Annotated in this window: 1 protein-coding gene; it reads left to right on the plus strand. The window is 27.7% G+C overall.

Translation table 11 applies throughout. The features are described from left to right. The first annotated feature begins 52 nt into the window (after window positions 1-52). Window positions 53-682, plus strand: coding sequence for a LexA family transcriptional regulator (locus H2279_RS08650; protein WP_337196289.1), 630 nt, complete (start codon window positions 53-55; stop codon window positions 680-682). Window positions 683-711 lie beyond the last annotated feature (29 nt).

Consider the following 711-nt stretch of genomic DNA (forward strand, 5'->3'; position numbering starts at 1 on the left):
TTTTGAAATTTTATGTTTAAATTCTTTGAAATTAAAATCGAAGGATTTAAAAATGCAAATGCAAGAAGTGATTGAAAAGTTAAAGGATATACTTGCTAGTGAAGGCAAAAGAGATTTAAAAACAAAAGATATAGCCAAAGAATTAGGTATTAACCCTGATACTTTTAATTCCATGAAATTTAGAAATTCCATTCCTTATCCACAAATACTCAATTTTTTACAAGAAAGAAATATAAGTATAAATTATTTCTTTTATGGAAGCTCTCCTAAGGAACAATTAGAGTGCGAGAATAAATATAAAATTTTAAAGCTTTATAAAACTAATGCTAGTTTGGGTGGTGGTGGAATCAATGATTTGATAGATTGCTCTGAACTTATCATAGATGAAAAACTATTAAGCTTTTTTGGAAGTAAAGATTGCGAGTTTATCACTTGTTATGGAGAGAGTATGGAGCCAATTATAAAAGATGGAAGCATTTGTGTAATAGATAAAAATAAGGCTTTTAAAAATAAAAGCATTTGTGTGATTAATACTAAAGATGGTTTATACATAAAGCAGGTTTTAAAACAAGCTGATGGAGTGATTTTGCATTCTTTAAATCCTTTATATAAAGACATTTTTTATAAAAATGGAGATTTTTTGCTAATTGGTGCTGTAATTGGAGAACTTTCAAAGCTATGACAGCACACATTCAGCTAAACGAAGCTAAT

The organism is Campylobacter sp. B0100352/1, from assembly GCF_020135855.1.
GTDB lineage: Bacteria > Campylobacterota > Campylobacteria > Campylobacterales > Campylobacteraceae > Campylobacter_D > Campylobacter_D taeniopygiae.